Origin of the sequence: Ruegeria sp. AU67, assembly GCF_900312795.1 — a bacterium.
GTDB lineage: Bacteria > Pseudomonadota > Alphaproteobacteria > Rhodobacterales > Rhodobacteraceae > Ruegeria > Ruegeria atlantica.
In genome coordinates this window covers 312,943-338,452 of the sequence record NZ_OMPH01000020.1, presented here as the reverse complement: position 1 = coordinate 338,452, position 25,510 = coordinate 312,943, and the positions used below count along the sequence as shown (strand labels likewise).

General features: G+C 57.0%; 21 protein-coding genes, 1 tRNA gene and 1 pseudogene. 10 read left to right on the top strand and 13 right to left on the bottom strand.

Features of this window, described 5'->3' with window-relative positions:
* Positions 1–29: 29 nt before the first annotated feature.
* Positions 30–182 (bottom strand): annotated as a pseudogene (locus DK510_RS11280) (IS6 family transposase); the annotation flags it as partial.
* An 81-nt stretch (positions 183–263) separates the two neighbouring features.
* Here DK510_RS11280 and DK510_RS11275 point away from each other — a divergent pair.
* Positions 264–1,106: a hypothetical protein gene (locus DK510_RS11275; protein WP_109312170.1), complete on the top strand. Its 843-nt coding sequence runs from the start codon at positions 264–266 to the stop codon at positions 1,104–1,106.
* A 375-nt stretch (positions 1,107–1,481) separates the two neighbouring features.
* Here DK510_RS11275 and DK510_RS11270 read toward each other — a convergent pair.
* The 9 genes from DK510_RS11270 to pyrH form a co-directional block, all read right to left on the bottom strand.
* Positions 1,482–1,571, bottom strand: a tRNA-Ser gene (locus tag DK510_RS11270).
* Positions 1,572–1,661: 90 nt separating this feature from the next.
* Positions 1,662–4,091: a DUF3772 domain-containing protein gene (locus tag DK510_RS11265; protein ID WP_109312169.1), complete on the bottom strand. Its 2,430-nt coding sequence runs from the start codon at positions 4,089–4,091 to the stop codon at positions 1,662–1,664.
* Entirely contained in the window at positions 4,091–5,125 is a 1,035-nt protein-coding gene (locus DK510_RS11260; protein WP_109312168.1) for a cysteine synthase A, read from the bottom strand. The genes DK510_RS11265 and DK510_RS11260 overlap by 1 nt, the downstream gene beginning before the upstream one ends.
* A gap of 69 nt (positions 5,126–5,194) precedes the next feature.
* Positions 5,195–6,310, bottom strand: a complete 1,116-nt coding sequence (locus tag DK510_RS11255; protein WP_109312167.1) for an NUDIX domain-containing protein — start codon at positions 6,308–6,310, stop codon at positions 5,195–5,197.
* Between the two features lie 32 nt (positions 6,311–6,342).
* Positions 6,343–6,783 (bottom strand): TrgA family protein, encoded by a 441-nt coding sequence (locus tag DK510_RS11250; protein WP_109312166.1) that lies wholly within the window; start codon positions 6,781–6,783, stop codon positions 6,343–6,345.
* A gap of 16 nt (positions 6,784–6,799) precedes the next feature.
* Positions 6,800–8,008 (bottom strand): cyclopropane-fatty-acyl-phospholipid synthase family protein, encoded by a 1,209-nt coding sequence (locus tag DK510_RS11245; protein ID WP_109312165.1) that lies wholly within the window; start codon positions 8,006–8,008, stop codon positions 6,800–6,802.
* Between the two features lie 69 nt (positions 8,009–8,077).
* A complete protein-coding gene (locus DK510_RS11240; RefSeq protein ID WP_109312164.1) occupies positions 8,078–9,502 on the bottom strand; it encodes a deoxyribodipyrimidine photo-lyase in 1,425 nt (474 codons plus the stop codon).
* A 54-nt stretch (positions 9,503–9,556) separates the two neighbouring features.
* Positions 9,557–10,783 carry an aminotransferase class V-fold PLP-dependent enzyme gene (locus tag DK510_RS11235; RefSeq protein WP_109312163.1) on the bottom strand — a complete coding sequence of 409 codons (1,227 nt, stop codon included), beginning with the start codon at positions 10,781–10,783 and terminating at the stop codon, positions 9,557–9,559.
* A 250-nt stretch (positions 10,784–11,033) separates the two neighbouring features.
* Positions 11,034–11,786, bottom strand: a complete 753-nt coding sequence (gene pyrH / locus DK510_RS11230; RefSeq protein ID WP_109312162.1) for a UMP kinase — start codon at positions 11,784–11,786, stop codon at positions 11,034–11,036.
* Between the two features lie 97 nt (positions 11,787–11,883).
* Here pyrH and miaA point away from each other — a divergent pair, with 97 nt between their 5' ends.
* The 5 genes from miaA to DK510_RS11205 all read left to right on the top strand — a co-directional run bounded on the left by miaA (position 11,884) and on the right by DK510_RS11205 (position 19,614).
* Complete coding sequence (miaA, locus tag DK510_RS11225; RefSeq protein ID WP_109312161.1) at positions 11,884–12,777, top strand: tRNA (adenosine(37)-N6)-dimethylallyltransferase MiaA; 894 nt, start codon at positions 11,884–11,886, stop codon at positions 12,775–12,777.
* A 327-nt stretch (positions 12,778–13,104) separates the two neighbouring features.
* Positions 13,105–14,775: an ABC transporter substrate-binding protein gene (locus DK510_RS11220; protein ID WP_109312160.1), complete on the top strand. Its 1,671-nt coding sequence runs from the start codon at positions 13,105–13,107 to the stop codon at positions 14,773–14,775.
* A 135-nt stretch (positions 14,776–14,910) separates the two neighbouring features.
* Positions 14,911–15,957 (top strand): ABC transporter permease, encoded by a 1,047-nt coding sequence (locus tag DK510_RS11215; protein ID WP_058274233.1) that lies wholly within the window; start codon positions 14,911–14,913, stop codon positions 15,955–15,957.
* Positions 15,958–15,969: 12 nt separating this feature from the next.
* Entirely contained in the window at positions 15,970–17,433 is a 1,464-nt protein-coding gene (locus tag DK510_RS11210; RefSeq protein WP_109312159.1) for an ABC transporter permease, read from the top strand.
* A gap of 93 nt (positions 17,434–17,526) precedes the next feature.
* Positions 17,527–19,614, top strand: coding sequence for an ABC transporter ATP-binding protein (locus DK510_RS11205; protein WP_109312158.1), 2,088 nt, complete (start codon positions 17,527–17,529; stop codon positions 19,612–19,614).
* A gap of 62 nt (positions 19,615–19,676) precedes the next feature.
* Here DK510_RS11205 and DK510_RS11200 read toward each other — a convergent pair whose 3' ends face one another.
* The gene (locus tag DK510_RS11200) at positions 19,677–20,258 is read right to left on the bottom strand and encodes a lytic transglycosylase domain-containing protein (protein WP_109312157.1); all 582 of its coding nucleotides are present in this window, start codon (positions 20,256–20,258) and stop codon (positions 19,677–19,679) included.
* A 207-nt stretch (positions 20,259–20,465) separates the two neighbouring features.
* On the opposite strand from DK510_RS11200, the gene ssb reads away from it, so the two are divergent.
* Together ssb and DK510_RS11190 are read left to right on the top strand one after the other, a co-directional pair.
* A complete protein-coding gene (gene ssb / locus DK510_RS11195) occupies positions 20,466–20,978 on the top strand; it encodes a single-stranded DNA-binding protein (RefSeq protein WP_109312156.1) in 513 nt (170 codons plus the stop codon).
* 18 nt (positions 20,979–20,996) lie between these two features.
* The gene (locus DK510_RS11190; RefSeq protein WP_109312155.1) at positions 20,997–22,067 is read left to right on the top strand and encodes a site-2 protease family protein; all 1,071 of its coding nucleotides are present in this window, start codon (positions 20,997–20,999) and stop codon (positions 22,065–22,067) included.
* On the opposite strand, the gene aroB is transcribed toward DK510_RS11190, so the two are convergent.
* On the bottom strand, positions 22,068–23,180 hold the full coding sequence (gene aroB / locus DK510_RS11185) for a 3-dehydroquinate synthase (RefSeq protein WP_109312154.1): 1,113 nt from the start codon (positions 23,178–23,180) through the stop codon (positions 22,068–22,070).
* Entirely contained in the window at positions 23,181–23,768 is a 588-nt protein-coding gene (locus tag DK510_RS11180; RefSeq protein WP_058277741.1) for a shikimate kinase, read from the bottom strand.
* Between the two features lie 79 nt (positions 23,769–23,847).
* On the opposite strand from DK510_RS11180, the gene DK510_RS22970 reads away from it, so the two are divergent.
* Positions 23,848–23,997: a hypothetical protein gene (locus DK510_RS22970; RefSeq protein ID WP_170557697.1), complete on the top strand. Its 150-nt coding sequence runs from the start codon at positions 23,848–23,850 to the stop codon at positions 23,995–23,997.
* Positions 23,987–25,510, top strand: coding sequence for a hypothetical protein (locus DK510_RS11175; protein WP_109312153.1), 1,524 nt, complete (start codon positions 23,987–23,989; stop codon positions 25,508–25,510). The genes DK510_RS22970 and DK510_RS11175 overlap by 11 nt, the downstream gene beginning before the upstream one ends.

Sequence of the window (25,510 nt, the reverse complement as noted above, 5' to 3'; positions counted from 1 at the left end):
AACATCGGGCCAAATCTGTTCCATCAATAACGCACAGTTTCGTGGCTGATCTCGATGCCGCGCTCGTGCAAAAGATCTTCAACATTGCGAAGCGAAAGCGGAAACCGAACATACATCATGACGGCCAGACGGATGATCTCGGGGCTCGTCTTGAAGTAGCGAAAAGGGCTGCGTCTTGTCATCCTGCGACGCTAAGTGCTCGCCATGCCCGCCTCAATAAGTTTCTTCTGACAGTGCCCGTTTGGGACAGGGTGCAGGAAAAAATGCGCAAAGCGTCGCAGCGATCCCGTGCAGACCCTACACCCGATACGCGCCAACGTACCACTGACCCCGGGTCCTGGCTCACGGGTTCACTGCAGGATGAAACTGGTGATCGCTTGACGCCAACCCACACCACGCGCAAAGGCCGACGGTTACGCTATTACGTCTCCAATCGGTTGATCTCGGGTGGCAAGGATATCTCCGGCTGGCGACTGCCTGGCCCTGCGCTGGAAAACGCAGTCATGGATGTCATCGTCAGACATCTGCAAGACGCCGCCGCCGCGCACCAGGTACTGGCGCAGCCGGAGGCCGGGTCAGCGGAGGCAGTTCAGACTTCAGTTGCGGATTTAGTAACCCGGCTTCAATGCCAAACCGGTCAGGTTGGCGCTGATATTCTGGCCAACGGCAGAATTGCACGAGGACAGATCGACCTCGAATTGAACCCCAAAACTCTGACATGCGCACTTGGCATTGCTGCAGACCATCTGCACTCGGATCTCACCCACGTCACCGCACCCTTCGATCTGCGCCGCCGCGGTGTCGAGGCCAAGGTCATCGCCGGAGACATGGCACCCCAACCCGATCCCCATCTCCGGTCAATGCTGATCCGCGCCCATGGCTGGGCCCGTGATCTGAAAGCCGGAGTTCAACTGATGGAGATTGCACGCAGCGAAAGCGTCCCTGGCGCCTTCATCCGTACCCGTGCTCAGCTCGCCTTTCTCTCACCGAAGATTCCGGCCGCGATTCTCGACGGCACCCAGCCGCCCGAACTCACACTCAAGCGTCTGGTCAGCGTTACCCACCCACTTGACTGGACCGAACAGCAACGCCAGTTCGGCTTTTGATAGCTCCAGATCCTGCGTCCCTGATACAGGGTTCGCCCTCCCTGATCCGTCGGCACAATTCCCTGTTCCCACGAGATAATTCCCTGTTCCACTTTTTAGGGAATTTGCAACATAAACCTCTGTAAAACATGCAGTTCTGACATGTGAAACGCCTGCATTCGAACCCGTTTCACGAAAATTCCCTGTAAATTGCCGGGTATCAGGGAAATCCAGCCCAAAGCGACCCCGCCAAAATGCGGCACTGAGACTGGGGCCTGAATTGTCCTCTGAATGTACGAACCGCTCTGTCTCTGATTGAAAGCGCATGCGCCAACTCGCGGGAATTGCGGAACAATTCCGGGTCAGAAAATACAACTGAATTGAGACAGGTATGAGTGGCGGAGAGACAGGGATTCGAACCCTGGAGACGGTCTCCCGCCTACACACTTTCCAGGCGTGCGCCTTCGACCACTCGGCCACCTCTCCGTGCCGGCGTTATTTGAACTATCGCCGAGGGATTTGCAAGGCCCCATTGAGGTGAAATTTCACCTGAAATCGAAAGCCTTGCTAAGGCGTTTAAATCTCGTCCCCGTCACCATCAGCCAAATCAGTCTCAGTCATCTCGACAGGCGCTGAGGATGGCTTTACCGCCGGTGTTTCGTCGGTTTCCTTGGTGGGTTGGGCTGCGCCGCCCTGCAACGTCTCGGGATTACGCAACCAGACGTCTCGTTGTGCAAACGGGATCTCGATCCCTTCAGCGACAAAGCGTTTGTTGATCTCATGGTTCATGTCCGATTTGACCGACAGCACCCAGTTCACATCGCGTAGGATGGCCCGGATTTCAAAGTCCAGAGAATCTGCACCAAACCCCTGGAACACCACGCTGGGGGCTGGATTGGCCAAAACCATCGGATGCGCATTCGCAATCTCACCCAGGATTTTTTCCACCAACCGGGTATCAGTTCCGTAGGCGACCCCGACCGGAACAATCACCCGCCCAATCGTATTGCCGCGGGTGTAGTTCGTGACAACGCCGCTGATCAGGTCCGAGTTTGGAACGATTACATCCGTGCGGTCGAACGTTTCAATCCGCGTAGAGCGAACCGAGATATCGCGGACGTAGCCCATCATCCCATTCACGTCGATCCAATCCCCTTTCGAGATTGGACGCTCGACCAACAGGATAATGCCCGAAACAAAGTTCGACACGATGGTCTGCAGACCAAAGCCGATCCCGACCGACAAAGCACCGGCAACAATGGCCAGCGAAGACAGGTTGAACCCGGCAATCGTAATCGCAACCAGCGCGGCCAGGAAAATACCGACATACCCGGTGCCCGAAACAATCGCGTTTTGCCCGCCTGGATCAATACTGGTCTTTGGCAGTAGCGAATTGCGCAGCCCGCTTTGCAGCATTCGGGTCAGGCCATAGCCGACGGCAAATATGACTAGGAAGGTAAAGAAATTGCTGGGCGAGATGGTTACGCCGCCGATGTCGAACCCCTGCAGCAGGCGCGACCAGGCTTCTAGCAGGTCGGTTTCACGCGCGCCCCAATAAAGCGCGAGGACCGGCATTGCCAGAATGGCCATTGCAAAGCCGATGAGAACCGAAAACAGCGAGTCCTTGGCCTTATCGCCCTGCCCGCCGAGCCATCCGTAAACAGACGTCAGGAAGCGTTGGACGATGACCAGCGCGGCAATAAGAACCAATGAACGCACGGCCGGGAAAACGATTGCTTCAGCCGCATTCGTATACCCCAGCATCGCTAAAATCGGGCTGGCGATCCCAAGGAAGAACAAAGCGCGTCGAATGAACTCGACCAGCTGGCTGAACCCGGCAGCGCGGGCCGTTGCGGACGGCTCATCAGCATCGACTGGGACATCAACGCTGCGGACGCGACGGACGCGAAGAAGAATCAAAGCTGTTGCGACGATGACCGGAAAGGCGACGACAGCGCGCGTCGCATCCGAGATATTTTCGATCTGATCGAACAAGTTCACCAGTTCATGCAGGATCAGGAGCCCGGCAAGAAAATCGAGGTAGACGCGTAACTCAGTGACTTTCTGGCGGGACAGTTTTTTGAACCCCTGCGCCGCTTGCAGCACGTAAACCTGTCGGCCAATCCAGTCATAATACAGGATGATCGCCGCCCAATACGGCACGTTTTCCATCAACAGCGTCCCGCGCAGGCCCAGGACACCTGTCATCACAACCGCCTGAACCAGAAGCCAGACGCCGAACCAAGGGAGGATAATACGCAGCAACGAGGTCAGGAACGTCCATACGCCACTTCCCTGCCCCCCTAGGGCTCGCAGACGCGCACCAGCAGCTTCCGACCAGCGCTTGCCGTAAAACAGCAGAACACCAGCAACGAACACCAAAGCCAGAATACCCAGCCCACGTGCACGCAAACGTTCATGTACTACGTCAGTACTCAGGTTCCGCCGCGCTTCGTTGAACAACGCTTGCGCAGCTTCATTCACATCAACCCAGGCCGGCCGCCAGTGGGTGGGGTTCAGGGGCGACGGTCCGCGCTCCAAAAGTTCTTTCGCCTGACGGTCTCGCAATAGTTTGTCTATCTCAGATATCAGACCATTGGCCCGGCTGAATGCCTCTTGTGAGATGATCTGCGGGACGCGCAAACTGTTCAGCTGCTCGTCTAGATGCGTTCGTAGTGTGGCAATATCTTCCGGTTCAGTCGCGTCGCCTTCGGGCGCAGCACCTAGGGCCTTGATCTGATTTTCCAGCGTCTGGATGCGTTCCGTGTTTGCACCGCGGGCCCGATTGAAATCATCTCTATAGCCGTTGATCTCTGAGCGCAGGTTTTCGAGCGAAGCGTTCGACGCGCGATTGTCCTCGATTACCGTCTCCGCGCGGTCCGCCGTTTTGACCCAGCCCTGATAATACTCGCTTTGACGATCGGTTAGCTGCGCGGCAGCGGGGCCGCTAAGTATCGCAAAACATACCGCAACAAGGTTCAGGAACAGGCGAACACGCCGCAGCATCACACGTCCTCAAAAACGCCGGGGATATTACGTGGCGCTTCGGTCATCCAGTCCGGGACAGGCAATTCCTTTTCACGCAGGAAATCCGGGTTGAACAGCTTGGATTGATAGCGAGTTCCATAGTCACACAGTATGGTCACGATGGTATGGCCCGGACCCAGATCTTTGGCCAGACGTACCGCACCAGCCATGTTAATGGCGGTTGAACCGCCCATGACTAGGCCTTCATCGCGCAGCAGGTCAAAGATGTAAGGCAGCGCCTCGTTATCCGACATCTGATAAGCGAAATCTGGTTTGAACCCTTCAAGGTTCTTGGTGATGCGCACCTGACCGATGCCTTCGGCGATCGAGCCGCCCTCCATCGCGATTTCGCCGGTGGTGTAATACGAATACAGCCCAGCCCCCATCGGATCGACCAGACCGATCTTGACGCCTTTGGGCTGCAACGCGTCCGCTACGCCCGCCAATGTACCGCCCGAGCCCACGGCACAGACGAACCCGTCAACTTTGCCATCGGTCTGTTCCCAGATTTCGGGACCGGTTGTTTCCACATGCGCCTGACGGTTCGCCACATTGTCGAACTGGTTGGCCCAGATCGCGCCATTGGGCTCGGTCTGCGCCAGTTCTTCGGCCAAACGACGGGAATAGTGTACGAAATTGTTAGGGTTGCGATACGGTGCGGCCGGAACCTGAACCAGCTGAGCCCCAGCTAGTCGCAGCATGTCCTTTTTCTCTTCGGACTGCGTTTCCGGGATGACAATGACGGTCTTGAACCCCATCGACGCACCAACAAGCGCCAAACCGATCCCGGTGTTACCCGCCGTACCTTCGACAATGGTGCCGCCCGGTTTCAGGTCACCACGCGCAATGGCATCGCGGATGATGTAGAGCGCCGCACGATCCTTGACCGACTGGCCGGGGTTCATGAATTCGGCCTTGCCGAGAATCTCGCACCCGGTCTCTTCGCTGATGCGACGCAGGCGGATCAGCGGGGTTTTTCCGACTGCGTCGGCAAGGTCTCGTGCAATGCGCATGGCGCCCTCATTTCATTTCGGATCAACGCAGATTTACCTGTGGTGCGCGACGACCACAAGCGGCGAAAATCATCCGCGCAGGCGCTCACGGTGACGTGCAAGCCAATGGGCCACCGCCAAAAGCGGCAAATCCTTGAACCCATGACTGTCGACCCTGTCCATGAATTCACTGAAAGGCAGAATCTGGGTTCGGATATCCTCACCCTCCGTTGCCAACCCACCATCTTCGATGGTCTTGATCAGATCAGCCAGCCCGACATAAAGGTATAGATATTCAGTCGATGACCCGCTGGAGGAATACGCGCCGCCTGCATATTCCAGCCGGTTCAGCGCAATCTGGGCTTCTTCTTCGGCCTCGCGCAGGGCCGCTTGTTCCGGCGTTTCGCCTGGGTCGATCATCCCGGCGACCGGCTCCCACATCCAAGGTTCAGGATCTTCAGCCAGAAAGATCGGTGCCCTGAATTGTTCAACTAACAAAACCGTGTCGCGCACGGGATCATATGGCAGGACGATCACGGCGCTGCCCTGCATCAGGCTGCTGCGGTTCAGCACTTTGCCCATCGAGCCATCGTATTGGCGATGCTGCAACGCGACTTCTTCCATCCCGAAATAATTGACATAGGCCGGTTTACGATCGTGCACGATGACGTCTTTGGCAGTGTCTCGTGCATCACCTGTCGCACGTTGACGGGCAGCCAGCTTTGCCCATGCTCGCGTCCGGATCGACGGAAAGCTTCGCGCAATTTGTTCCGCATCAACCTTGCCGTAAAAACCCATAACCTCTTGCGCGGCGAGCATCGTCATCGCGCCCCACACATCCAACCAGCCCTGCAGCGACCAGAGACCGCCGCGGTTCCAAAGCCCCGGCTCAGGGTAGAACACAAGGGCTTGCGATATCGACCCGTCGGCCAGATCAACTGTCTGCTCCCGCAGGTCGTAATCAAAACCACCCTCGTAGAAGACCAAACGGTTCTGATCTTCCTCACTCAATCCCCGGAGCAATAACCCTTTGGCCAGACTGCCTTCCTCATGAACAATCATGGGAAAGGCCTGATCCCGCACGCTATGGACTGCATGATCCTTCAGAGTGGCTTGGGAAAATTCAAGTTTGGACGCTGGACGTCCCAAGACAAGCTCCAGCAATGGCAAATGCCGCAGCGTGCCATAAAAGAACAGATCTGACACTGTTGGGTTCTTTCGTACTTTAAGTTGTCAGCTCACCGCCACCGGCGGGCTGCTTCCTCAGTGGCCAGCCCAGTGACAAGAGCTCCGATGAGCAAAGTCCACAAGATTTCGGGAACCACCAGTTGTTGACCATATTCAACACCGATTTTGAATATAGCTATCAGTGCCTCGAACGGGCCGTCGTACCTATGCCGCATTGCCAGACGGAGCATTTCGTTGACACCCTGAACAAACAGGCCCCAGAACACCAGCGCCACTATTCCGGTCAATCCATTGTTGATAGCGGCAGTCCAGCCCCGGCCAGCACGCTTGCCCATGATCCACCAACCGCAAATCACGCCCAAAGCCATGTTTACGTAGGTAAACATGCCATAGTTCTTACCTTCATCACCGTTTTCAATGACCATACTCGAAACTAAGAACGCCACGATCAAGAGGCATAAGCCAGAAACAAGCTTGGGGGCAGTGGGCATTTCTGAAGTCCGTTCCTTAACTCGGTTTCGCTATAGTGATCTGTGTCACATCGCAATTACCGGTGTCAAAGGCTGCTCCGCAGGCGGTCAAATAATAATTCCACATGCGGCGAAAACGCTCATCAAAGCCCATTTCCGAGATTTCGTCCCACTTGCCGTTGAACGTGTCATACCAGCGGCGCAGGGTCAGGTCATAGCTTTTACCGAATTCTTTCGATTTGACGACTTTCAAACCCGCTTGAGCAACTTGTTCCTTCAAAATGGAAGGCGCCGGAAGCATGCCGCCCGGGAAAATATATTTCTGAATGAAATCAATGCCGTTACGATAAACATCCCATCGATGATCCGCGACAGTGATAATTTGCAAGGTCGCTTGCGCCCCGGGCTTTAATCGCTCACGCACAGTGTCGAAATACACAGGCCAGTACTTTTGACCTACCGCTTCGAACATCTCGATCGATGCGATTCCGTCGTACTGGCCACGCTCATCCCGGTAATCCTGCAATTTGAATTCAACCAAATTCGAAAGACCAGCATTTTCAATACGCTGCCTGGCAAACTTCAACTGTTCTTGACTGATCGTCAGACCTGTGACCTGCAGGCCACGCTCTTTTGCAGCGTATTCAGCAAAGCCGCCCCAGCCACAGCCAATCTCAAGAATGTGATCTCCGGGTTTTGCACCCATTTCATCGACCATGCTGGCGTATTTTGCGGTTTGCGCCTTTTCCAGACTTTCCTGCCCTGTTTCGAACAGTGCACTGGAATAGGTCATCGTGTCATCAAGCCACAAACCATAGAAATCATTGCCCAGATCATAATGGTACGAGATGTTCTTTTTGGCCTGTGTCCGGTTATTGCGGTGCAACCAGAACCGCAGCCGCTCATACATCTGCACAAGGACTTTTCCGGTGAAATCGTCGTAGACCGTTTCATTACCCATATGCACCAGGTCCATAAAGGATCGCAGGTCCGGCGTGCTCCAGTCACCTTCCAGATATGCGTCGGAAAAACCAAGTTCACCTTCACGGACCAGGCGGGCGAAAACGTCTGGATTGTGGATATCCACACGCGCAACCGGCCCAGGTTTGGTGCCCTCGGTTCGGAAGACACGACCATCCGGCAGTCCGATGTCCAATCGGCCGGACTGCATCCGGCTAACCATTTTGAATACTTGCGCAAAGTACCTGGGCAGGTCTTTCTGCCCCTCGGTGGTCATCAAAGTCATCCGCTCTCCTCTGTGCGGCCGCGCAAACAGGCTAGGCCGAGTTTGTGTTTATGGCAAGTTTTCAATTCGTTACTGGTTTTTTCGGCCCTCATAGGCCGCCAATGCACGCGCCCGACCGGCTGCCAAAGTGACAACGGGTTGCGGGTATGGGTCCTGTGGGCTGAGGTTCCATGACTTCGGAACCGCATCAAAATACGCCAGTGCTGTTGCTGGTGGATTGCTCTGCCCCTCAGCAATCCATTGCCGAACGAAGTCCGATTGCGGATCGAATTTTTCCTGCTGGGTTTGCGGATTGAAGATGCGAAAGAATGGCGACGCATCCGGCCCCGACCCTGCAACCCATTGCCAGCCCATCGCGTTTGCCGCCGGGTCCCAGTCGACCAGACAATCCGCGAACCAATCCATGCCAATTCTCCAATGGGTCATCAGATGCTTGGTCAGGTAACTCGCCACGATCATCCGGGCCCGATTGTGCATTCGCCCGGTCACATACATCTGCCGTAACCCGGCATCGACTGCCGGGACGCCGGTTTTCGCCTGCTTCCAAGCGACCACTTCAGGCTGGTCCGGATCAGTGTTCCAGGGAAACCTATCCCACTCCGGCTTCCAATTACCGCTGAGCAAGGATGGAGTGTGATACATCAGATGATAAGCGAACTCGCGCCAGACCAATTGGCGCAAATAGGGTTCGCCCCCCTGAACTCCCGTCATCCCGGCCCGCTGAACTGCGTGCCAGACACTGCGCGGACCTATTTCACCTAAAGACAGATACTCGGACAGGTTAGATGTTCCGTCCAAGTCCATACGATCCCGGCGATCTGAATAGTCGGCGATGCGGTCCAGAAATTGATGCAACGCCTCAAAAGCTGCGGTTTCGCCCGGTCGGACATGGGGTGTGACCACGGATGCTCCGCGGCGCATCTGCGCGCCCAGATGCCAATCCTCAAGGTTTTCAGAAACGGGCCACATCGCGGGCGGTTTTAGATGAGACACAGCGTTGTTTGGGGCCGGAACATCCCGGCTGCGCACTGAACGCCACATTGGAGTGAACACACGGAACGGCTGCCCTGTTTTTGTCGCCACTGTCCAAGGTTCGAACAAAAGATGGCCGGCGAAGGATTTAACCGTGACACTTTGATCGGTCAGAGCCGTCTTGATCTTCGTATCTCTGGCAATGGCGTCCGGGTCATATGCGCGGGTCCAAAACACATCGCTTGCGCCGGTTTCGACGACAAGCTGCCGCAGAACGGTCAGCGCATCCCCATGCCGCAGGATCAGGTGGCTGCCAGCCTGTTCTAGCGCCTGGGCAAAAGCCTTTAGGCCCAATCCAAGACGCCATTTCGGCGCTGCGCCCAAAGCCTGGACCGTGTGGTCCAGAATGAAAACTGGTATGATCGGTCGCCCGCTCTCAAGCGCGGCGCTCAGTGCAGGGTGATCCGACAGGCGCAAATCCCGTCGGAACCACATTATGATCGGTGACCGCTGCTGTTCCATGTCCGCCCTGCTCTTTTCTTCTTTCTTCGGTTACGAAGCAGCAGGGGAATTGGATCACAAAATGTCGTCTAGTGCATTCAAAAGCTGATCAATTTCCTGTTGAGACGTATAGTGCGTGAAACTGACCCGCAGCACGCCCTGATCCGGATCAACCCCCATCGCGGTCAACGGGCGCACGGCATAGAAATCACCTCCGCCGGCCATGATTCCATATCCAGTTAGATCGGCGGCAACCGCTTCGGCATTGCGGTTCAACGCCAGGGCCACAGTCGGCGCGCGGCGGCTGGCATCGGATGTTCCGATCAGGCGAACGGCGTTGCGGTCTTTGACCGCATCCAGAACCGGTTGCAGCAATGCGACCTCTTGCGAGCGCATCAGATCATGGGCGAATGAACCACGCTCGGCCGCTTCGCCGGTTGGCCCGCTATGATGGTCGCACAGCAGATCAATGTAATCCGCCATGCCCGCGCTGGCCGCAATCTGGGCATGGTCCGGTCCCGCGGGAGTAAACCGTTGGTACAGCACGTCGCCGTTGAAATAGTGCCCCTGGTTCGGCAGCATCTCGCCCAGCGTACGCCGGATGACCATACAACCCTGATGCGGCCCATATGTTTTGTAGGCCGAAAACAGATAGATATCCGGCCCCAGATCACCCACATTCGGAAACCCGTGTGGTGCGTAGGATACGCCGTCAACGCATACAAATGCCCCCGCCGCATGGGCAATCGCGGTAATCTCGGTAACCGGGTTGATCTCTCCGATCACGTTCGAGCAATGGGGAAAACACACCAGACGCACGTTTTCGTCCAGCAGGTTCTCCAGATCCATCGGATTCAACGACCCGGTTTCGGGATCAATCTGCCATTCACGGATTTCGATTCCCTCGTCCGCTAGCCGCCGCCACGGACCTGAATTCGCCTCATGATCCTGATTGGTGACAATGATGGCCTCACCCGGTTGCATCCATTGTCGGAATGCTTGCGCCAGGACATAGGTATTCTGCGTGGTCGAAGGGCCAAAGCTCAACTCATCCGTCTCGACGCCCAATATTGCTGCCATGCGTGCCCGGGCTTCGTCCATTTCCTCGCCGGCAAGACGGCTGGCCTCATAGGGTGCATAGGGTTGCACTTTGCGCTGGGTATAATACCGCGTCAGGCGGTCGAGAACCGGCTTGCAAGTGTATGACCCACCAGCGTTTTCGAAGAATGCCTGCCCTTGCAGGCTGGGCTCGGAAAAGGCCGGAAACTGTGACCGGACAAAATTGATATCCAGAGTGCTCATCGCACGTCTCTCCTTGATCATGCGCGTTCATTCAAGAGGTGTCCGAGCATGATTTCGAAACCCTCAGAAATCATGGCAGGTCTTCCAGCCCAGTCCGCGCGATAGGCGCAGACAGCCCCCGCTACCGTCCGGCGCAGGAACGCGGTCAAATTGCAAGGACTGAGATGGTTCGTCAAGCGTTCAGGTTTGCTAAACGCGCACAAAAAAGCCGGGCATCCAAACCCGGCTTTTAAGCAAACTGTAAAGCGGTTTAGCCCTGAACTTTGGTGTAGGTCCCCTCACCGGCCAAAATGCCCCGGAACCCGCCCGGTTCGTCCAGCCCGAAGACAATCAACGGCAGATTGTTGTCGCGCGCCAGTGCAATGGCCGACGCGTCCATGACCCGCAGGCGTTTGGCCAGAACATCATCATAGCTGACGGTGTCGTACCGCACGGCATCCGCGTGTTCCTTGGGGTCCTTATCATAAACACCATCGACGCCGTTCTTACCCATGAAGATCGCCTGACATGCCATTTCATTGGCGCGCAGGGTCGCGGCAGTGTCGGTGGTAAAATACGGGTTTCCGGTTCCGGCGGCAAAGATGCAGACCCGCTTTTTCTCAAGGTGGCGCACGGCACGGCGGCGAATGTAGGGCTCGCACACCTCGTCCATGCGGATGGCTGAGATTACCCGGGTGAAAACGCCGATTTCTTCCAACGCGGACTGCATCCCCAGCGCGTTCATGACCGTTGCCAGCATGCCCATGTAATCAGCCGTAGTCCGTTCCATCCCCTGTGCCGATCCGCTGAGACCGCGGAAGATATTGCCGCCGCCAATAACCATGCAGATCTCGACACCCAAATCGTGCACCGATTTGATCTCTTGCGCGATGCGCTGAACTGTGGGCGGATGCAGGCCGAACCCCTGATCGCCCATAAGCGCCTCGCCCGAGATTTTCAGCATTACGCGATCATACCTTGCCTTTGTGATTTCGGCGGTGTCGGTGGTTGGGGAAATGGTCATGTTGCGCTCCGGGCTGGCACGGGTTTATTTTCAGGCGCAAAATGAAGCAAAACCGCCGCAGGTTCAATGCGATTGGTAAGGAATAAGGCAGTCCGAGATGACCGAACCCGCGAGATCGCAGATATTGGACCGCCTGCCCCCCATTCCTGATGGGAAACCTGTTCTGATTGCCGGTCCAACCGCGTCCGGAAAGTCCGCCCTTGCCCTGTTGATCGCCGAACAGTTCGGCGGCGACATCGTGAATGCCGATGCCAGCCAGGTCTACGATTGCTGGCGCGTGCTTTCCGCCCGCCCGTCTGCTGAAGAAGAAGCCCGTGCGCCGCATCTTCTGTACGGACATATCTCATATAATCAGGACTACTCCACCGGCCATTGGCTGCGCGAGGTGAAACCACTGCTGACCGGCGACGCACGCCCCATTATTGTAGGGGGCACCGGCCTATATTTTTCTGCGCTGACCGAAGGTATGGCCGATATTCCACCTACACCGTCCGAAATCCGGGCCGAGGCAGACAGCCTAACCTTGCAGACTCTGATCGCGGGTGTGGATGCGCAGACACTGGCCCGGATCGACACACAAAACCGCGCCCGTGTTCAGCGGGCATGGGAAGTGTACAATGCCACCGGTCGAAACCTCAGTGACTGGCAAGACGCCACACCACCCCCGGTTTTGGACGTGAAGAACACAGTGCCCATCGTTTTCGACGTGGATAAACAATGGCTTTTGGACCGCATCACGCGCCGCTTTGACCTGATGTTGGACACCGGTGCATTGACCGAGGTTGAAAGGATGCGGGACCGCTATGATCCGTCGCTTCCGGCATTCAAGGCCATCGGAGTACCCGAGTTGATGGCCTATATCGACGGCACCATGACGTTGGATGAAGCCCGCGAACGGGCCACGATCTCGACCCGCCAATTCGCCAAACGACAGCGCACCTGGTTTCGCGCCCGCATGAAAAGTTGGAATCGGATCGACTTATCAAAGTGATACCTGATGCGGTTGAAGTCGCACTGATCGCGAACACACATGCAGAGAATTCGCGGCGAATCCACTGCCGCGAAACTGAACCTGCCAAGGGATTCCCCTGGGGCAAAAAAAGCTGATAGCGGTAAACACCGCCCGTCAATGTCGTTTTTGTACCTCGAATGACGATTTCGAACATTGACCTCACCAAAATTCTGGTGCCGAATGTCGGTCATGGGGATGTCCGAAATCCGAGATCAGAAGACTAATGAACCTGCCGGCCGGAGCATTCCGGCCTGAGCGGTTCGCCACTTCATCCAAAAAAATACTGTCTCACAGGGAGTAACGTTAATGAATAATCAAACGATGACCGGAGCACCGATGCACTGGGCGGCAGAAATGCACGCACAGGAATATCGGGACGGCAAACTGAACCGACGCGAGTTTTTGACCCGCACCACGGGTCTTGGGGTCACCGCCGCCGCAGCCTATGGCATGATCGGACTGGCCGCCCCAGCGCGTGCGGCCGGAGAAGATGCAAAGAAAGAAGGCGGCACCCTTCGCGTTCAGCAGGAAGTGCGCGCCCTGAAGGACCCACGCACCTATGACTGGTCGCAGATCGCGAACGTCACCCGCGGCACGCTCGAGTATCTGGTCGAGTACAACTCGGACGGTACGTTCCGCGGCATGTTGCTGGAGGGCTGGGAAGTCAACGACGACGCAACCGTTTACACTCTGAAAGTCCGTCCGGGCGTCAAATGGAACAACGGTGACGACTTCACCGCGGAAGATGTGGCCCGCAACATCGGGCGCTGGTGTGACAAAAGCTCGGAAACCAACTCGATGGCAGGTCGCTTTGCGACACTGATCGATCCTGAATCTGGTCAGGCCATTGACGGCGCAATCGAAGTTGTCGATGCCAACACCGTCAAACTGAACCTGCCGGCCTCTGATATCTCGCTGATCGCAGGCATGGCGGACTATCCGGCAGCTATCGTACACAGCTCGTTCAGTGAAACCGATCTGCTTAACAATGTGGGCACCGGCGCATATCTGGTGCAGGAATTGGAAGTCGGCGTGAAAGCCACCCTCGTTCGCAACGAGAACCACACCTGGTGGGGCGAAGAGATCTTTGGTCGCCCGGCGCTGGATAGCATCGTCTACATTGACTACGGCACCGACCCGTCCGCATGGCTGGCCGCGCTGGAATCCGATGAAGTCGACATGTTGTATGAATCGGTTGGTGAATTCATCGACGTGATGGACAGCCTCGGGTACATCAAATCCGAAGTTGTGACTATGAACACCATCGTAATCCGCCCGAACCAGCTGGCCGAGATCGACGGCAAGAAGCCTTACGAAGACAAGCGTGTGCGTCAGGCTCTGCAAATGGCGGTTGATAACTCGATCTGTCTGGAATTGGGTTACGGCGGTCGCGGTTCGCCTGCGGAAAACCACCATGTTGGTCCAATCCACCCGGACTATTACGAACTGCCGCCGCAGAAGGTCGACCCAGAAGGCGCGCGCGCGCTGATGGAAGAAGCCGGAATGATCGATTTCGAGCACGAGCTGATCTCGATCGACGATGACTGGCGCCGGAACACCACCGACGCGGTTGCAGCGCAGCTGCGTGACGCGGGTATCAAGGTCAAGCGGACCGTTCTGCCGGGCAACACGTTCTGGAACGACTGGGCGAAATACCCCTACAGCTCGACCAACTGGAACCACCGCCCACTGGGCGTGCAAATCTGGGCTCTGGCCTATCGTACCGGTGAAGCCTGGAACGAATTCGGCTGGGCAAATGCCGAGTTTGACGCGCTTCTGACCGAAGCGCTGGCCATCGCGGATGCCGACAAGCGCCGCGAAGTGGTCGCCAAGGGCGAGACGATGATCCAGGAAGAAGGCGTGACCATTCAGCCATACTGGCGTTCGCTGTATCGCCACATGAAGGACGGGCTTGTCGGCACCGACATGCATGTCTCCTTCGAGCATCACCACTATAAGTGGGGCTGGGCGGCCTAAAACCTGCCAGACGTTAATGGGGGCGCCTGAACAGGGCGCCCCTTTCCAGCCGCAGACAGGCCGACACGGGGTCGGATGTCCGAGGCCAGACAATGGTCCAATGATCTGCGGAACACCCGAACAACAGGGGCCATCATGGGACTATTCATCCTCCGACGGTTCGGCGTCATGCTTCTTACTGCATTGTGCCTGACTTTCGTGGTCTTCTTTCTTACCAACCTCTACCCGAACCTGGAAAAGCTTGCGAAAACGCAGGGCAACCAGCGGATGTCCGACGAACAGGTTGAGACCTGGTTGGACAATCGCGGTTATCTGCAACCAACGCTGGTCAAATACGGTCAATGGCTGGGGGTTTTGCCAGGCTATACCAAGACACTTGATGACGGCACGTTCCTTGGAACGTGTACCAGACCGGGGTCGACCGAGGAAACGACCTCCAGATATTGCGGTGTTTTGCAAGGCGACTGGGGCTATTCCAGCGTGTTCAAAGACGAGGTCGGCACCATTGTTGGCAAACGCCTGGGCAACACCGGCTATCTGATGTTTTGGGTTTTGGTCCTGATGGTGCCATCCGCGCTACTGGTCGGAGTATTGGCCGGGATGCGCGAAGGATCAGCGCTTGACCGGTCCCTCTCCACCTTCTCGATCATCACGACGGCGACGCCGGAATACGTATCAGGCGTGATCTTCATCGCGATCTTCACCTCGTCCACCGTGGGCCTGAAATGGTTCAAGGGCACTGCAACGCAAGCGATGGACAATCCGACCTTTGAGAACTTCTTTCTGCCGGTTCTGACCATTGCGCTTTACGGGATGGGCTATATCGCCCGGATGACCCGCGCTTCGATGACCGAGGTGATGACCGCACAATACATCCGTACCGCGCGTCTCAAGGGTGTTTCCTTTGGCAACATCGTTATGAAGCACGCGCTGCGCAACGCTCTGATCGCCCCCTTTACTGTCATCATGCTGCAGTTCCCATGGCTGCTGAATGGCGTGGTAATTGTTGAAACCCTATTCAACTACAAGGGTTTCGGCTGGGCACTGGTACAGGCGGCGGGCAACAACGACATTCAGCTCTTGCTGGCGATTTCGGTCGTGTCGGTCTTTGTGGTGCTGGTGACGCAGCTGATATCCGATATCGGCTATGTCTACCTCAACCCGCGCATCCGTATTTCGTAAGGGAGATAGATCATGGAACCTCTTAGCTGGACCGGCTCTATCGCCATTCTAAACCCTATCCTGATGATCGCGCTGGCTGCGTTGGTCGTATCTATCGTCGTCTGGATCATCGGCAGCATCGTCCTACCCGAAGCCCCGTTGAGCTTGAATGCGGACGGCACGCTCAGCTCAGGCACAGGATTGCGGGGATTGACCCAATCAGCCTTGAGATACAGCTTTTTCGCCTGTGTCGTCCTTGCGCTGGCGTATATCGTTCTTGGCATCGTCATGGGTACCAGTGCCGGGATCGTCGGCGCGATCTCACAGCAATTTCTGCCTGTGTGGTTGTCTCTGATCATCCTATTTGCAATGTCGATCGCCTTCAAACGACGCCTCGGGCTGTACGGCAAACTGTTCGACAGCCCCATCGGCATGATCGGCTTCGGCCTTGTGATGTTTTGGGTCTTCACCGGTATCTTCGGTGCGCTGGATCTGATCATCACACATGACCCGCTGAGTCAGGTCTCTGGCATGAAGAACAAAGTGCCTGGAACGCCCCTGCAAAACCCTGAAGACGGCGAGTATGCCTGGTACCTTCTGGGCGGCGACAACCTTGCCCGCGACGTCTTTAGTCGCATGGTCAAAGGCGCATGGATCGTGGTGCAGATCGCACCGCTTGCGACCATGTTCGCATTTATGGTCGGGATCACTCTGGGTCTTCCAGCAGGGTACTACGGAGGACGTCTGGACACGTTCCTGTCCTTCCTTGCCAACCTGATCCTGGCTTTCCCGGTAATCCTGTTGTTCTACCTGCTGGTAACACCCGAAATCGTGGCGACAGGCGTGCCTAACTATATGGCAGCCGTTTTGTTCATATTCCCGATCTTGTTCATCGGCGTTCTGCTGAACTCGCGGTATTACACCCGCCCGAATTTCCGCACTCCGCTGTTGATCGGGGTTCTGGGTATCGCGCTGTGGCTGTATCTGTCGCTGATTTCGACCGATGGCTACATCATCAACACCGATGATTACGGCATTTGGGGCTTGCCGACCTATCTGGACCTGTTCGATATCCCTGGCGGTATCCTCGTGGTGTTTGTTTCGGTTGTCTTCGTGAACTCACCCACCGTGTTCCGCATCGTGCGCGGTCTCGCGCTGGACATCAAAACACGGGATTACGTGGCTGCGGCACAGACCCGTGGCGAAGGCCCGTGGTACATCATGCTGTGGGAAATCCTGCCCAATGCACGTGGTCCGCTGATCGTCGATTTCTGTCTGCGCATCGGCTATACCACAATCCTGTTGGGGACCTTGGGTTTCTTCGGATTGGGGCTGCCGCCGGAAAGCCCGGATTGGGGCTCTACGATCAATGAAGGGCGCAAGCTACTTTCTATCTATCTGCACCCTGCCCTTCCGCCTGCCTTTGCCTTGCTGTCGCTGGTTCTTGGTCTGAACCTGCTGGCAGATGGCCTGCGCGAAGAAAGCCTGAAGGACTGACGTGAGAGCGACCGGGGGCTTTGCCCCCGGACCCCCCAAGGATATTTTTAGCCAGATGAAGGGGATCCCCGGACTCTCGCGAGGAGATACAAGATGAACAAATTGGCGGAATATGACGGCCCAATTCTTGAGATCGACAAACTTTCGATTTCTTTCTTCACCCGCCTTCGGGAAATTCCCGCCGTGATGGATTTTTCGGTCAGCGTACAGCCCGGCGAGGCTGTTGGACTGGTCGGAGAATCCGGTTGCGGAAAGTCCACTGTGGCACTTGGGGTCATGCAGGACCTCGGCAAGAACGGGCGGGTTGTCGGCGGTTCGATCAAGTTCAAAGGGCGCGATCTGGCAGAGATGAGCGCGGATGAATTGCGCGACATCCGCGGCAATGAGATCGCGATGATCTATCAGGAGCCGATGGCCTCGCTGAACCCGGCGATGAAGATCGGCAAGCAATTGATGGAAGTGCCGATGATCCACGAGGGAGTCGGCAAGGAAGAGGCCTATGCACGCGCATTGGAAGTGGTAACGGACGTACGCCTGCCCGACCCCGAGCGGATGCTGAATTCGTTCCCCCATCAACTGTCAGGGGGGCAGCAGCAGCGTATCGTGATCGCGATGGCGCTGATGTCGAAGCCGGCGCTGTTGATTCTGGATGAACCGACAACCGCACTGGATGTGACGGTTGAGGCCGCCGTAGTCGAGCTGGTCAGGGATTTGGGTAAGAAATACGGCACCTCGATGCTGTTCATTTCCCACAACCTTGGTCTGGTTCTGGAAACTTGTGACCGGCTTTGTGTGATGTATTCGGGTGAGGCAGTCGAGCGCGGCTCGATCCACGATGTTTTCGACGAGATGCAGCACCCCTATACGCAGGCGCTGTTCCGCTCGATCCCGTTGCCGGGGGCAGACAAGAACGCCCGCCCACTGGTGGCCATTCCCGGGAACTTTCCCCTGCCCCACGAACGCCCGTCAGGCTGTAACTTTGGCCCGCGCTGCGACTATTTCGAGGAAGGCCGCTGCGACGCGCAAAACATTCTGATGGAGCCTGTGCCCGGCAATGACCGCCACCACACACGCTGTTTGAAGTTCAAGGAGATTGACTGGAACGCCCCGATCACTTTGGCCGACAAGAAAGAAAAAGGTGAAATCGGTCGCGTTGTCCTGAAAATGGACAACCTCAAGAAATACTATGAGGTAGCCGCCAATGCGTTGTTCGGGGGCGGTGAGAAGAAGGTAGTCAAAGCCAACGAAACACTGAGCTTTGAGGCACATGAGTCTGAGACGCTGGCGATTGTAGGCGAATCCGGGTGCGGTAAATCCACGTTTGCCAAGGTTTTGATGGGGCTTGAAACGGCCACAGATGGGCAAATCCTACTGGACAACCGCAACATCGAAGATGTGCCGATCGAAGAGCGGGATGCCAAAACCGTGGGCGAAGTTCAAATGGTATTCCAGAACCCGTTTGACACTCTGAACCCCTCGATGACCGTTGGGCGGCAGATCATCCGCGCGTTGGAAATTTTTGGCATCGGCAATTCCGAGGCTGAACGAAAACAACGCATGCTGGAATTGTTAGATCTGGTGAAGCTACCGCGCGCCTTTGCCGATCGGATGCCGCGTCAGTTGTCCGGTGGACAGAAACAGCGCGTCGGTATCGCGCGCGCCTTTGCCGGCGATGCGCGGATCGTTGTTGCGGACGAGCCTGTGTCGGCTTTGGATGTGTCCGTTCAGGCGGCGGTGACCGACCTGTTGATGGAGATACAGCGCGAACACAAGACGACCTTGCTGTTCATCAGTCACGACCTGTCGATTGTGCGCTATCTCAGCGACCGGGTGATGGTGATGTATCTGGGCCATGTGGTCGAGCTGGGAACCACCGATCAAGTGTTCTCGCCGCCCTATCACCCCTATACCGAGGCCCTGCTGAGTGCTGTTCCCATCGCGGATACGTCGGTTGAAAAAGCGCATATCGTTCTTGATGGTGATATCCCCTCGGCCATGAACCCACCCCCGGGGTGCCCTTTCCAGACGCGCTGTCGATGGAAATCCGAAGTGCCGGGCGGGCTGTGCGAGAAAGATGTGCCGCCGGTGAAAACCCTGGCTGACGGACATCAGGTTAAATGCCATCTGTCCGAAGACGTTCTGGCCCGCATGGAGCCGGTCATCAAAATCGCGGCCGAGTAACAGCCCAAACGCAAAGAACCGGCCACAGTGCCGGTTCTTTTCTGACTTGGGTTGGTTGTTTATCAGCCGCCCCAGATCACTTTCACATAGTTCTGGGTTTCTTTGTAGGGCGGAACGCCGCCGTGCTTTTCCACGGCTTTCGGGCCGGCGTTATAAGCCGCCAGCGCCAGACGCCAGGATTTGAACTTGCGGTACTGCCACGACAAATAACGGGCCCCGCCTTCCAAATTTTGTTTCGGATCATGCGGGTTCACACCCAAAAGGCGCGCGGTGCCAGGCATCAGCTGTGCCAGACCAAGTGCCCCTTTGTGGGAAACCGCGTGCGGGTTCCATCCGCTTTCCTGTTGAACCAGTCGCAGGAATAGTTCTTCCGGGACACTGTGTTTCCGGGCTGCTTGCCGCGCCAGCGCCAGGTATTGACCGCGATATTTACCATTATACCGTTTGATGACCTGAGTTGGCTGCGCGGTCTTCGGCTTCAGCCGTTCAGAATCGCGGTATTGGGTGGCTGCGCGCGAGTCCAGAATCTTGGATTGTTTGAGGAAAATATCCTTACGGCTTTTGGTAGACAGGGTGTCAGCTGCAACTGGACCCGAAACCAGCGCAAGGCACAGAACAGAAAAACAACCAACTTGAAAACGCATTTATGCCAATCCCGCTCGCTCTCGAACCCGAATGACTATAGGTATTTCAGGCAAGAATAAAAGCTTGGTAAACAGAACCTGCGTAGTTTCTTGCCAACCGTTGCACACATCAACTGTGTTTTAACCATGACGCAGGCCGTATAGGGTCGCGTAGAAACTTCGCGTCAGATTCGGGCGCGCTCGACACAGACAAGAACGGGGAAATATATGGCAGGTTCAGTCAACAAGGTCATTCTGGTCGGAAATCTTGGCCGGGATCCTGAAGTTAGGAATTTCCAAAACGGGGGCAAAGTATGCAACCTGCGCATCGCCACATCCGAAAACTGGAAGGACCGCAATACTGGCGAGCGTCGTGAGCGCACCGAGTGGCACTCGGTCGCGATCTTCAATGAAGGGCTAGTCCGCGTGGCGGAGCAATATCTGCGCAAAGGCTCGAAGGTCTATCTCGAAGGGCAATTGCAGACCCGCAAATGGCAGGACCAATCTGGGCAAGACCGTTATTCGACTGAGGTTGTTCTTCAGGGATTCGGCTCGACCCTTGTGATGCTTGATGCACGCGGCGAAGGCAGCGGCGGAGGCGGTTATGGCGGCGGACAGTCAGGCAGCTATGGCGGTGGTCAGGCGGGCGGCGGCTATGGCGATCCGTATGGCGGACAGTCCAGCGCCCCTGCCCCTGCACCTGCATCCGGCGGAATCGACGACGACGAGATTCCGTTCTAAGGCAAACGGAGACGAAACATGACATGGTCCTTCACTCTCGGCCGGGTACTGGGGTCGGAACTGAGGGTCCATGTCACCTTTTTCCTACTACTGGGCTGGGTCGCCTTTGCGGCTTATTCCAAAGGCGGGGTGCCCGCCGCGATCGACAACCTGATCTTTGTTCTGGCCCTGTTTGCCTGCGTTGTCGCGCATGAGTTCGGCCACGCGCTGATGGCGCGGCGTTACGGCATCAAAACCCCTGACATCACCTTGCTGCCTATCGGCGGGCTTGCCCGGCTCGAAAGGATGCCCGAGAAGCCCATGGAAGAAGTCTGGGTCGCTCTGGCCGGGCCGGCGGTAAATATTGTGATCTGGATCGTTTTGATGGCCATGGGGGCAGGAATGACGCTGGACTCCCTAGCCCGGATCGATTCGACCAGTGCCGGACTGTTGAACCGGCTTGCCTATGTGAATTTGTTGCTGGCCGTATTCAACATGATCCCGGCCTTCCCTATGGACGGCGGTCGGGTATTCCGCGCGCTTTTATGTCTGAAGATGGACCGGGTAAAAGCCACACGTATCGCCGCTCTGGCGGGTCAGGTCGTGGCGGTGGCGTTTGGTTTTCTCGGTCTGAGCACAGGTAACCCTCTGCTGGTTTTGATCGCCGTCTTTGTGTTCGTCGCGGCCAATGCGGAAAGCCACGATGTGGCCATGCGCTCGGTCGCGCGGCGGGTGCTGGCCCGCGACGCGATGATTACCGAGTTTCACGCCCTATCGCCCAACGACACGCTTGCAACTGCCGCACAGGCCGTCATTCACACCACGCAACACGAATTCCCCGTGTTGGGTCCGAATGGAGACCTGCTGGGCTTTATAGCACGCGGCACGCTGTTCACTGCCATGGCGCAAGAGGCACCTCGGTCGGATCTGGCAACTTCGATCATGGAAACCGAGATCCCGCGCGTTGAATTGACCACCGGCCTGGAAACCGTGCTGGGGAAACTACACAAGGGTGCTCCCGCCGTCGCAGTTTGCACGCAGGCCGGGACAATGGTTGGCTACATCAACCGCGAAAACATCGGTGAATTGATGGTGATCCGCGGACGCTGATCAGGCCGTTGCCAAGGCGTCTTCCAGCACTGTCAGCACAGCGTCGCGTGGGACATCCGAAGTGACAAAAGCCTGGCCGATCCCGCGGGCAAGAATAAACCGCAACTGCCCGTCGATGACCTTTTTATCCTGCGCCATCAGGTCAACCAGCGCTTCGGCATCCGGCAGATCTCCGGGAATGTCCGCCAGATCGGTTTTCATTCCCATCGCGCGCAAGTGTGCCCGAACACGGCTCGGTTCCTCCTGTGAGCACAGCCCAAGACGAGAGGACAGCTCAAACGCCAGTGCACAACCGATAGCGACACCCTCGCCGTGCAACAGGCGATCAGAATACCCGGTGGCCGCTTCCAGCGCATGACAGAAAGTGTGCCCAAGGTTCAGCAGCGCACGGTCGCCCTGCTCAGTCTCGTCGCGGGCTACGATATCGGCCTTCATCTGAACCGAGCGTGTAACCGCCCGCACGCGCGCGGCCATATCGCCACCCGAAACGTCGGGACCGTTTCTTTCGAGCCATTCAAAGAACTCTGCATCGCCCAGCAGGCCGTACTTGACCACCTCGCCATAGCCCGACAGGAAATCCCGCTGAGTCATGGTGCCTAGAACCGAGGTGTCCGCCAGAACCAGAGACGGCTGATGGAATGCCCCAATCAGGTTTTTGCCCTGTGGAGCGTTGATGCCGGTTTTTCCGCCAACAGAACTGTCCACCTGTGCCAGCAACGAGGTCGGTATCTGGACAAAACGGACACCGCGCCGCAAAACGGCCGCAGCAAATCCCGCAAGATCACCGATGACCCCGCCACCCAAGGCAATCACCACATCGCCGCGTTCTACCTTTTCCGACAAAAGCCATTCAACCGCGCGCTCGAAATGCGGCCAGCTTTTGGTGGATTCTCCTGCGGGCAAGGCCAGCGAGGTCATCTCGATTCCAGCTGTTGCCAGGCCATCCCGCAACGCATTCAGATGTAACCCGGCCACGTTCTCATCCGTCAGAACGGCGACCTTGGGCCGGTGCAACAAGGGTGCAATCATCGTGCCGGATTGTGCCAGCAGGTCGGGCCCGATTTCCACGTCATACGAGCGTTCGCCCAGCTCTACATGTACGGTTTGGTGCATTTACTTCCGTTCCAATACGTCGGGGCGCGTCAACATCGACTCCACCACCCGGTCCACCATATTTTCAATCGAGGTTTCGCCATCGGACTCAACTGTCAGACCTGCCTGCGCATAAACCGGGACGCGGGCTTCATACAAGGCGCGCAAGGTCGCATATGGGTCAGCCGTGCGCAGCAAAGGCCGTGTGTCCTTATGTTTGACCCTGTTCCACAACACCTTCAAGTCAGCCCGCAGCCAGACCGAGACCCCGCGTTCGGTGATCATCTGGCGGTTCTGATCGGAAAGAAAAGCGCCGCCGCCAGTTGACAGGATGCCTTTTTCCTCGTCCAGCAGACGTCCGATGACCTGACTTTCCTTGGCGCGAAAGAACGGTTCACCATCACGCTCAAATATCTCGGGGATGGTCATATTGGCGGCCGATTCGATCTCGGCGTCGCTGTCGAGGAAGGGAACACCCAGCCTTGCGGCCAAAGCACGGCCCACAGCCGTCTTTCCGGCCCCCATCATGCCAACAAGAACGACGGTTTTGTGCAGTTCAAAGACCGCATCAGTACCTTCTGTGTGGGCGTTATGCTTAATTTCGCTCATTTCAACGTGAATGACGTGATCTTACGAAAAATGCCAGCTATAACTATGGCAAAAGACAAAATTGGGGCAGCGTTGAGCAATGGGCCGTCTGATCAAGTTCCTGATATATATTGTTTGCCTGTGTTTTGTCGGGCTGGTGGGATATGCCTATCTGGGTCCGATATTCGGGGTGGATTTCTCGGCCCCACAGGACGAGATACGAGAGCCGGTAATCCTGAATGTTGAATAAAGCCGCACTGGCTGGACTATTGCTGGCTGGTTCAGCGCAGGCGCAACAGGCTCCTCTTTCTGTCATCGATTGGCTGACGGACCCTCCGAAAAACCTGCCGGGGACTGTCCTGTTGGAACCACCAGTCACAGAGACGGGCATTCAGCCGGATATCCAAGTCTCTCCGCTTGAGGCGCTGTCACAGCCGTTGGGGCTTGTGTCGTCGTCTGTTACTGGCCTGCCGGTGCATCTTTGGCAGAATAGTGATGCCGACCGGCTGGCCGAGCTGATCACCGACGTGCCGGTTCGCTATAACCCCGCGATGCAGCGATTACTGTTTACTCTGATCCTGTCAGAGGCTCGCGCACCAGCTGGTTCGGGTGCTGAAGAAACCCTGCTGCTCGCCCGCATCGACCGGTTGATGCAACTTGGTGCAGCCGACCCGGCGCAATCGCTGGTCCAATTGGCCGGTCCGACCGACACACGCGAAAGGTTCCAGCGCTGGTTTGACGCCACCCTGCTCACCGGGGACGAGGATCGCAGCTGTACGTCGCTGATCGCGAAGCCACACCTGTCGCAGGACTACGCCGCACAGATTTTCTGCAAGGCCCGACGCGGAGACTGGCCATCAGCCGCCCTAACGCTGGAAGCGGCGCACGCATTGCAGATATTGCCACCAGATGAGCTGGATGTGCTGGATCGCTTTCTCAGCCCCGAGTTGCTTGAAGAAGCCGAATACCTTCCGCAACCAGATGATCCCAGCCCACTCACCTTTCGCCTGTTTGAGGCGATCGGGGAACGCCTGCCATCGGCCCCTCTGCCCCGTGCCTTTGCAAATGCCGACCTGCGGGACGTAGCCGGGTGGAAAGCGCAGATCGAAGCGGCTGAGCGGCTGACCCGCATTGGCGCGCTGACCCCCAACCAGTTGCTGGGTCTGTATACCGAGCGCTCTCCGGCCGCGTCCGGCGCAGTTTGGGACAGGGTCTCGTCCGTGCAACGGTTCGAGTCTGCACTGGATTCGCGCAATCCCGACAAAATCGCCCGAGCTTTAAATACTGTGTGGACGCAAATGCGCCTGATCGGATTAGAGGTACCCTTTGCAGAATTGTTCGCAGAACGCCTGTCGCAGATAGAGCTGACGGATCCGTCGGCGGAACAGCTGCGCTGGCGTATCCTGCTGTTGTCCGAACTGTATGAAACAGCGGCCCTTTCTGTGCCCGGTCAATCCGACGAAAATCACTTTCTGGCGGCGTTAGCGCAAGGCGATCCGGGGCGCGCGCGCTCTCCTTCGCCTCTGGCGGATGCGGTTGCGCAAGGGTTTGCATGGGCTGCTCCGGTCCCGTCGAATATCGAAACGATGCTAAACAATGATCAGCTGGGTGAAGCGATCTTGGAGACCATGCAGCGGTTTGCACACGGGGCACGCGGCAACTTAGTCGATCTGACAGCAGCCATTGCGACGCTGCGCCGGGTGGGTCTTGAGGACACCGCCCGCCGCGCCGCGCTGAACTTGCTGATCCTGCAGGACGGTTGA